We start from the raw sequence: 8,913 nt of genomic DNA, 5'->3' as shown, positions 1-8,913 counted from the left end.
TGCCCCCCCCCCGCCGTTATTACGCCCTCTTGATTACGTACGCCAATCCAATATCGCAGGCGCAACGCACAATTGATGCGAAGAGCCACGATGCTGACAGCGTCATAAGCAGAGGCATGGTCTGCCAGGGAATAAACCAATCGACCGCGTGGATTGCAAAGATGGCGAGGCTAGCCTGTCCGCAGAACACGAGTGCTCGTTCAAAGGATCCCAAAACTGAAACGTCCTTCAGTTTCTCAAGCGCCATGGAAACCCAGCACACGCAGTAGCTGCCGGCAAGAGCGGCAATTGTTGCAGCCACAAACCCATCCACGCGGCGGCTCGAAAGCTCAAGCCCACTCAGCGCGGCAAGGACAAGCCAAGCGACACCGGCTCCAATAAACAGCAGAGGCTTGCTCACGCTCGGCTCCAGCCTCCTTTGGCGCGCCGTATAGCCAACCCACATCAGCAGCACAATATAGCAGCTCAGATCCAAATCGAGCGGCAGGTAAACGCCCATTAATCGAGACACACTCAAACCGCAAAAGGCAATCGCGGCACAGACAACGCCCTGCCAAACAACCCCAATTCCGCGGCGATCAAACAACCGCACGAGCACATTAAACAGCAGGCGCGACGTAAACAGCGCCGCCAAAAACCATGCCATGCCAACGGCGGTAACGCCAAGCCCAGGCACATCAACGCCCGAGGCAAACACAAGCGTCTTAAGCCCCGCAACCAGCGTACCGCTCGTCAAAGGAGCGCCGCTCATCAAGAACGTCGGCACCTGCCACGCCAGTGCAAGAACCACATACGGCACCAGCAGGCGCGACACCGAACCACTCAGCAGCTCGCGCCACGGCTTCGGCCTAAACGTATACCCGGCAAGAATAAAGAACACCGGCATGTGAAACGAGAAGATCGCGTGCCGCAAGGGAGAAGGATTTGGGACGGTGTGCCCCACAATGACCAGAATCATTGCAATTCCCTTTGCAATATCGATCCAGTCGAGCCTTTTGCTTCCCATGGCGAACCCTTCAAAATCGCAGCACACAAGATGAAAAAAGCCCAGACCACCAAGCGGTCCGGGCTTAATAAACGATGGTGCTCCATGGCGGATTCGAACCGTCGACCTTGGGATTAGAAGTCCCCTGCTCTATCCAACTGAGCTAATGGAGCAAATAACCGCACGCCCAAGCAAGCGCAAACCTGTCAGGCGCAAGTAATTATAACCTAGTTGAACTGCTCGCGGTACGCCTTGCAGACCTCATCGACCGGGCCGTCCATGCGAAGGTCACCCTTCTCAATCCAAACGGCACGCTGGCAGATGCGCTCAACCTGCTCCATGGAGTGCGAAACGAACAGAACCGTCACGTCACCGCTCTGGATAAAGTGCTGGATGCGGGCCTCGCACTTCTGCTGGAAGAACACATCACCGACGGACAGCGTCTCGTCAACGATTAGAATATCGGGCTCGGTAATCGTCGCGATTGCAAAGGCGATACGCGCCACCATGCCCGAGGAGAAGTTCTTAAGCGGCATATCGACAAAGTTCTGCAGCTCAGCGAACTCGATAATGCCGTCAAAGTTGGCGTCGATGAACTCCTTGGTATAGCCGAGCAGGGCGCCGTTCAGATAGATGTTCTCGCGGGCAGTCAGCTCGGGGTCAAAGCCGGCGCCAAGCTCAATCAGCGGCGCGATGTTACCGTGCACCTTAACGCTGCCCTCGCTAGGCTCAAGCACGCCAGCGATAATCTTGAGCATCGTAGACTTGCCGGAGCCATTGGTGCCAACCAGACCCACGACCTCGCCACGATGAATATCAAACGAAATATGCTTAAGCGCCCTAAACTCCTCAAAGAACAACTCGTGCTTGGCAAGCTTGATGAAGTACTCCTTGAGGTTGGTCAGCGACTCGGACGCCATGTTAAAGATCATGGTGACGTCGTCGACCTCGACAGCCAGAGGCTGCTCGCTGTAATCAACAACAGATTCAGTCATCACAGCACTCCTTAGATGTAGAGGATGAACTTGCGCTCGGACTTATGGAACACGGTATAGCCAATAACAAGCGCAAGAACCGCCCAAGCAGCGCACATACCAAACGTCATAAGCGAGGGCGTAGTTTGGAACAGAAAGATATCGCGCATAAACTGCAGGTAGTTGTACATGGGGTTCGCATACATCAAGATACGCACGAGATGCGGCATTTGCGCAATATAGTCAGTCGTCCAGAAGATGGGCGTAATATAAGTCCACGCCGTAATGACTACGCTCCACAGATGCATAACGTCGCGGAAAAAGACCGTAAGAGCAGAGAGCATCATGCCCAGGCCCATGCAGAAGCACATAAGCAGCAGCAGGCAAACCGGCAGCAGAATCAGGTGCCAAGAAGGCATAACGCGGAACCACAGCATGACGATGGCGACGGCGACCAGCGAGAAGGCAAAGTTCACCAGCGAGAAAAGCACTTTCTGCACCGGGAAGACCCAGCGGTGCACCTTAACCTTCTTGAGCAGAGGGGCAGCACCCACGATCGACGTTAGGGCCTGGTTCGTGGACTCGGACATGACGGCAAAGGTAACGTTACCCACGATCAAGTACAGCGGGTACATCTCGGGCGTCATTGATCCATTGCGGCCCTGGCCAAAAATCGTCGAGAACACGATGGCCATGACGATCATCATCAGCAGCGGGTTGAGAACCGACCATGCGACGCCCAGAACGCTACGGCGATACTTGATCTTAAAATCCTTGGTAACCAGCTGACGAAGGATAAACGCGTCCTTCTCAAATTCGTTCTTAGCAAACGTCGCAGGCAGACTGCGAGTTTCTTGTTGCTTTGTCTGATCCGACACGGATGCAACTCCTTTACTCGTAATCGTTGACAAACGAACAGTATAGACCCGACGGCCATGCAAACGATTCGCGCAACAAAACTGGAGAACTAACCCACATCTTAGGATGCCAAGCCCAAACGGCTATACTTTCAAGAATTGAATGTATAAGGAGCATTGAGTGAATTCTGAATCCATCGCCGTCATCATCCCCTGCTACAACGAAGCCCTCACGATCGGCAAAGTCATCGACGACTTTCACCGCGAGCTTCCGCAAGCGACGGTCTATGTCTATGACAACAACTCGTCGGACGATACCTCACGCATCGCCACCGAGCACGGCGCCACGGTCCGCTTTGAGCCCCGTCAGGGAAAGGGCAACGTGTGCCGCCAGATGTTTCGCGATATCGACGCCGATTGCTACCTGATGGTCGACGGCGACGACACCTACCCCGCCGAGGCGGCCAAGGCCCTCTGCGAGCCTATCCTCAACGGCGCGGCCGATATGACCGTAGGCGACCGCCTTTCCAACGGCACCTACGCCGAGGAAAACAAGCGTGCTTTCCACGGCTTTGGCAACAATCTGGTCCGCGCCATGATCAAGTGGATCTATGGCTACAGCTTCGATGATGTCATGACCGGCTACCGCGCCATGAGCCGCCCGTTCGTTAAAACCTTCCCTGTGCTTTCCGAGGGCTTCCAGATCGAAACCGAGCTCTCGATCCACGCCGTCGACCACCGCTGGCGCATCAAAGATGTGCCCATCGAGTACCGCGACCGTCCGGAAGGCTCCGAATCCAAGCTCAATACCGTGAGCGACGGCATTAAAGTCGTCGCGATGATCGGCACGCTGTTCAAGGACTACCGCCCGCTGAAGTTCTTCAGCCTCGTCGCGCTTCTGTTTGCGGTGATCGGCCTCGCCCTGGGCATGCCCATCGTTGTCGAGTATTTCCAGACCGGCCTCGTTCCGCGCTTCCCCACCGCCATGCTCGCCGCGTCGTTTATGTTCCTGTGCGGCCTGAGCCTTGCAACCGGATTCATCCTGGATTCTGTAGCAAAGGTCGAAAAAAAGCAGTGGGAGGTCAACGTATATAGCAAGTACGCCTACGACGACCAGCCCGGCCACCCTACTTCCAAGCCAAGCGAGAGGTAAGTCACATGCCGCTCATCTCCATCGTCGTGCCGTGTTACAACGAGCAGGAATCACTTCCGATCTTTCTCAAAGAGCTCGATGGCGTCGTTCGCATCATGACCCGGCAAGACCCCGGCATCTCCTTTGAAGCCGTCCTCATCGACGATGGCTCGGCAGACAAAACGCTCGCCGTCATGAAGGCAGAAGCTGCGGCGGCGCATCCATACGCCATCCGCTGGCACTCTTTCTCGCGCAACTTTGGCAAGGAGGCGGCACTACTCGCCGGACTCCAGCACGCAAAGGGCGACTATGTCGCCACCATGGATGCCGACATGCAGGACCCGCCCTCGCTCCTGCCGCAGATGTACGAGATCTTGCAAACCGAAGACTACGACAACGTCGCCACACGTAGGACCACCCGCGAAGGCGAGCCTCCCATCAGGTCGTTCTGCGCCCGTATGTTCTACAAGATCATCAACCGCATTTCCAAGGCCGACATCGTCGATGGAGCACGCGATTTTAGGCTCATGAAGCGACCTATGGTCAACGCCATCATCTCCATGGGCGAATACAATCGATTCTCCAAGGGCATCTACGGCTGGGTCGGCTTCAAGACCAAATGGCTCCCCTACGTAAACGTCAACCGCGTGGCCGGTGAGACCAAATGGAGCTTTTGGTCGCTGCTCCTCTATTCCATCGACGGCATCGTCGCGTTTTCCACGGCGCCACTCTCCCTCGCCGCCCTCACGGGTATCGTCTTCTGCCTCATCGCCATCATGGGATTTATCGTCATCCTGGTCAAAACGCTTGTTTGGGGCGATCCCGTAGGCGGATGGCCCTCCCTTGCCTGCCTCATTACGCTGTTTGGCGGCATGCAGCTCCTGTGCCTGGGAATCATTGGCGAGTACCTAGCAAAAGCCTACTTGGAGGCCAAGCACCGCCCCATCTATATCATTCGAGAATCCAACGAGGAATCTGATGACACGGCCCAATAACAGCACGCTCAAGAATGTGGCGTTCTACGCCGCCTGCTTCACGTTTTCCATCGCATTTTTTGTCGCACTTGCAGAGGCGGGGCATGTCTACCCCTTTGGCGACAACTCGTTTCTCACCAACGATCTCAAATACCAATACATCGACTTCTTCGCGTGGTTTCGCCGCGTCCTTTTAGGCGAGGCAAACCTTCGCTATTCCTTCTCACAGGGCCTCGGTATGAACACATGGGGGCTCTATAGCTACTACCTCGCCAGCCCCTTCAACCTGCTCTGCGTGCTGTTTCCCGCAGACAAGCTGACGCTCTTCGTATTTGCCATAACCGCGCTCAAGCTTGGCTGCATCCACATCAGCAGCGCTTGGTATGTGCAAAAGCGCTTTGACCTTTCCAAGCCCGCCGCATTCTTGCTATCCCTCTCGTTCACGTTTTGCAGCTGGACCATCAGCAACCTGCGCAACCCACTCTGGATTGATTGCCTGATCCTGCTGCCCATCTGCGCCTACGGATGCCACGAGCTCATCCGCAAGCAGCGCATGATCCGCCTCGTCATCACAACGGCGCTCAATGTCATGTTCTGCTGGTATACGGCCTACATCAGCATCCTGTTCCTCTGCATCTTCGTATTGGTCGAATTTGTCGATTATGTTGCAGAAGAAGGTTTTAGCTGGAAGCTCATGCTCGATCGGGCCCTGCGATTCGCAGGCGCCATCGTGCTCGGGCTACTTCTGTCCGCTTGGACCTTTTTGCCGACCATCCTTGCCATGTCCAAGGGCGGCCCCGTCCTAGCCCTCGGGCCGCTGCTTAAAACCAGCCTCAAATCGCTCATCAGGGGCTTTCTCCCTGGCATGTGGGTGAACAACGATAGTACACCGCAGTTCTATTGCGGCGTCATCATGATGCTGCTCGCGGTGAGCCTGCTGTTTAACCGCACGGTTTCGATCAAGACACGCATCGCAACGCTCGTCGTCACGATAATCCTGGTCGCCAGCTCCGTTTTGAGCCCGCTCGAGTACATCTGGTGCGGCATGCGCGTGCCCAACGGATTCTATTCGCGCACGACTTTCTTGCTGAGCTTCTTTGCGCTGTGGGCAGCGGGCTATTCGTTGCAGGTGTTCGAGGGCCAGCCCAAATTTCGTCATGCCTATCGACCAGCCGTCGTATTACCAATCCTGACAATCACCGCAATTGAGTTGTTTATCAACGCCCATGTGATGTGGAACCAACTGTACGCAGGCTATTCCGAAGAAGCCAACAGCACCTATGTCGCCACCGCAACCAACACGATCACAGCCATTCAAGACCAGGATTCTGCGTCATTCTACCGCATCGATCGAACGACCACGCGTGCCGATAGCGCCGCCCTCAACGAAGGCCTAGCGCTTGGGTACAACCAGTTGTCTTCGTATTCGTCTGCCAACAACCCGCAGGCCATCGCACTGCTCAACTCCCTTGGATACAGCAGCGTCGGCGAATTCTCGACCCGTTATGCCGAGCCCATTCTCGCCGTCGATGCCCTATTGGGAGTTAAGTACGCCATTCCCGAGAACGCGCCTGCGGGATACGTTTCGGCCAAGACGAATCAGGCTGACTCCACAAGCGCGGTGTACGAGAACCCCTATGCGCTCAGCGTTGGCGTCGCAGCCTCAAGCGATATCCAAAACAGCACGCTGAAGAGCGAGAACCCCTTCGAAAAGCAGAACGACCTCTACAGCAAAATCCTAGGCCGCAAGGTCGAGCTCTATACCAAGATCGAGGCCGCGAGCACGGAGAATAGCGATAGCTTAAAGCAATGGAGCGTTACTCTTCCGGCAAGCTCCATCGGGTATCTCTACATCAACAAAGATGCGACCGCCGGCAGTTATTGGCCCGTCGCCCTTACCATCGACCAGCGAGCAATCGAAAACGAGGCCTGGAGATTCGACAATAATATCCGCCAGATTGCGGATGCATCGGACACCCCGAGCCAGCATACGGTGTCAATCGGAGTCGCAGAGGGCTATACAGACATGCCCCAAGACAATGAGCCGGTCTTTTACGCCCTCAATCTGGATGTTTTCGAGCAGATTATTAACGAGCTTAAGGCGAGCGAGTTTATTACGACGGTTTTTGAGGACGGAAGGATCGAAGGCGAGTATACCGCCAAGGATGACGGCAACCTGCTGTTGAGCGTTCCGTACGATGAGGGCTGGAACGTAACGGTAAACGGAACCGCCGCAGAACTAACGCCCGCCGCCGATAAGGGCTTGTCGTCCCTGAACATGCAGAAAGGCGCGAATAAGATCGTGATGACCTACAAGACTCCGGGCGCCCTTGCGGGGCTTGCAGTGAGTCTGGCGACCGCCGCCGCCCTTGTTGCAGCGGGTCTATACGCCAGGCATAAGAAAAGCCGCCGTTAACAAGCGGCGGCTTTTTCTCTCGAAAAGTTAATAACGGCTAGAGCGTCTTGAGGTACTCCCCCAGCTCTTCCTCCCAGTCGGGCATGTGGAAGCCTGCAGCCTCGAGCTTGGACAGGTCGAGCGCCGAGTGGACCGGGCGCGGGGCGACGGGACCGGCGGCGTTCGCGTAGTAGTCGGCGGTCGAAACCGGCACGACCCTCTCGCCGTTGCCGTTGGCTGCCTCGAAGACGGCGCGGGCGATGTCCGCCCAGGACTTGACCGCGCCGGAGCCGGTGCAGTTATAGGTCCCGTAGGGGGCGTGCGTCCCCAGTACGTGGAAGATGGCGGCGGCCATGTCGCGCGTGAAGGTCAGGCGTCCCAGCTGGTCGTCCACGACCGTGACTTGCATGAGCTTATCCTCGGGGTCGGCTACACGGTCGGACAGCCCCTTCATGGTCTTGACGAAGTTGTGCCCCTCGCCGATGACCCAGGAGCTGCGCATGATGTAGTGGCGGGGGCCCCCTGCCACGGCGATGTCGCCTGCTGCCTTGGTCTGGCCGTAGACGGACAGCGGGCTTAGGGGCTCGTCCTCGGTGTGCACCTCGGCCGCGCCGTCGAAGACGTAGTCGCTGGACACGTGGACGAGGGTGATGCCGTGCCCGGCGCAGGTGCGTGCAAGAAGGGCGGGCCCCGTCGCGTTGGCCTTCCAGGCGGTGGCGCGGCCCTCGGGGGTCTCCGCTTTATCGACCGCCGTGTAGGCGCCGCAGTTAATGACGGTGCCGTAGAGCGACCAGTCGTATTTTGAGTAGGCGTCCGGGTCGGACATGTCGAAGGTGTCGATGTCGCAGAAGTCGAAGTCCTTCGCCACGCCGCGCTCCTCGGCGAGCGCGCGCACCGCATGGCCCAGCTGGCCGTCGCAGCCGGTGACGAGGGTACGCTTCGGCGCCATCGGGACGACGTCCTTGAGCATCGGGTGGTTGAGGTCGGCCTCGGAGACGGTGGCCTCCGCAAGCGGGATCGGCCACTCGATGGCGAGCTCGGGGTCGGCGAGGTTCACGAAGGTGTAGGTCCTCTTGAGCTCCAGCGACCAGTGGGCGTCCACCAGGTAGGTGTAGGCGGTGCCGTCCTCCAGGGCCTGGAAGCTGTTGCCCACGCCGCGCGGGACGTAGATGGCCTTGCTTGGGTCCAGCACGGTCGTGTAGACCTTCCCGTAGGTCTCGCTGCCCTCGCGCAGGTCCACCCAGGCGCCGAAGACCGAGCCGCGGGCCACGGAGATGAACTTGTCCCAGGGCTCGGCGTGGATGCCGCGGGTGACGCCGCGGCTGTCGTTGTAGGAGATGTTGTTCTGGACGACCCTGAGGTCCGGGATGCCCAGGGCGGTCATCTTGGCGCGCTGCCAGTTCTCCTTGAACCAGCCGCGCGAGTCGCCGTGGACGGCGAGGTCGACGACCTTCAGGCCCTCGATGCCGGTCTCGGCGACGGAGAGGTCCTTCTCGAATGCGATGTCTGCCATGTGGGAAAAGCTCCTATCGAAGAGGTTGGGTAACCGGGGGCGCCCGCGCGGGGACGCAGGATCATCCCCATGCCCTGCGGCCC

At 57.7% G+C, this 8,913-nt stretch carries 7 protein-coding genes and 1 tRNA gene; 3 read left to right on the top strand and 5 right to left on the bottom strand.

The genetic code is table 11. The features are described from left to right. Positions 1 to 19 precede the first annotated feature (19 nt). From CHY22_RS08155 to CHY22_RS08140, 4 genes are all read right to left on the bottom strand, one after another. Positions 20 to 1,006: an acyltransferase gene (locus CHY22_RS08155; RefSeq protein WP_089573424.1), complete on the bottom strand. Its 987-nt coding sequence runs from the start codon at positions 1,004 to 1,006 to the stop codon at positions 20 to 22. A 75-nt stretch (positions 1,007 to 1,081) separates the two neighbouring features. After that, a tRNA-Arg gene (locus tag CHY22_RS08150) sits at positions 1,082 to 1,158 on the bottom strand. Positions 1,159 to 1,212: 54 nt separating this feature from the next. Beyond that, positions 1,213 to 1,980: an ABC transporter ATP-binding protein gene (locus CHY22_RS08145; protein ID WP_006236046.1), complete on the bottom strand. Its 768-nt coding sequence runs from the start codon at positions 1,978 to 1,980 to the stop codon at positions 1,213 to 1,215. Positions 1,981 to 1,991: 11 nt separating this feature from the next. Next, positions 1,992 to 2,837 (bottom strand): ABC transporter permease, encoded by an 846-nt coding sequence (locus CHY22_RS08140; protein ID WP_231501564.1) that lies wholly within the window; start codon positions 2,835 to 2,837, stop codon positions 1,992 to 1,994. A gap of 160 nt (positions 2,838 to 2,997) precedes the next feature. On the opposite strand from CHY22_RS08140, the gene CHY22_RS08135 reads away from it, so the two are divergent. The 3 genes from CHY22_RS08135 to CHY22_RS08125 are packed head-to-tail and all read left to right on the top strand — an operon-like array spanning position 2,998 to position 7,338. Then, entirely contained in the window at positions 2,998 to 3,969 is a 972-nt protein-coding gene (locus CHY22_RS08135) for a glycosyltransferase family 2 protein (RefSeq protein WP_089573423.1), read from the top strand. A gap of 5 nt (positions 3,970 to 3,974) precedes the next feature. Then, complete coding sequence (locus tag CHY22_RS08130) at positions 3,975 to 4,943, top strand: glycosyltransferase family 2 protein (protein WP_089573422.1); 969 nt, start codon at positions 3,975 to 3,977, stop codon at positions 4,941 to 4,943. Continuing rightward, on the top strand, positions 4,927 to 7,338 hold the full coding sequence (locus CHY22_RS08125; RefSeq protein ID WP_089573421.1) for a YfhO family protein: 2,412 nt from the start codon (positions 4,927 to 4,929) through the stop codon (positions 7,336 to 7,338). The genes CHY22_RS08130 and CHY22_RS08125 overlap by 17 nt, the downstream gene beginning before the upstream one ends. A gap of 37 nt (positions 7,339 to 7,375) precedes the next feature. Here CHY22_RS08125 and CHY22_RS08120 read toward each other — a convergent pair whose 3' ends face one another. Continuing rightward, positions 7,376 to 8,830 carry a sugar nucleotide-binding protein gene (locus CHY22_RS08120; protein ID WP_089573420.1) on the bottom strand — a complete coding sequence of 485 codons (1,455 nt, stop codon included), beginning with the start codon at positions 8,828 to 8,830 and terminating at the stop codon, positions 7,376 to 7,378. Positions 8,831 to 8,913: the final 83 nt, after the last annotated feature.

This window comes from Collinsella sp. TF06-26, assembly GCF_002232035.1.
Lineage (GTDB): Bacteria > Actinomycetota > Coriobacteriia > Coriobacteriales > Coriobacteriaceae > Collinsella.
Note: the sequence above shows the minus strand (reverse complement) of the source record. Positions and strands in the feature narration are given on the sequence as shown.

Excerpts from the sequence above, each read along its gene's own strand:
- CHY22_RS08155 (WP_089573424.1), bottom strand. The coding sequence starts at position 1,006 with ATGGGAAGCAAAAGGCTCGACTGGATCGATATTGCAAAGGGAATTGCA.
- CHY22_RS08145 (WP_006236046.1), bottom strand. The coding sequence starts at position 1,980 with ATGACTGAATCTGTTGTTGATTACAGCGAGCAGCCTCTGGCTGTCGAG.
- CHY22_RS08130 (WP_089573422.1), top strand. The coding sequence starts at position 3,975 with ATGCCGCTCATCTCCATCGTCGTGCCGTGTTACAACGAGCAGGAATCA.
- CHY22_RS08125 (WP_089573421.1), top strand. The coding sequence starts at position 4,927 with ATGACACGGCCCAATAACAGCACGCTCAAGAATGTGGCGTTCTACGCC.
- CHY22_RS08120 (WP_089573420.1), bottom strand. The coding sequence starts at position 8,830 with ATGGCAGACATCGCATTCGAGAAGGACCTCTCCGTCGCCGAGACCGGC.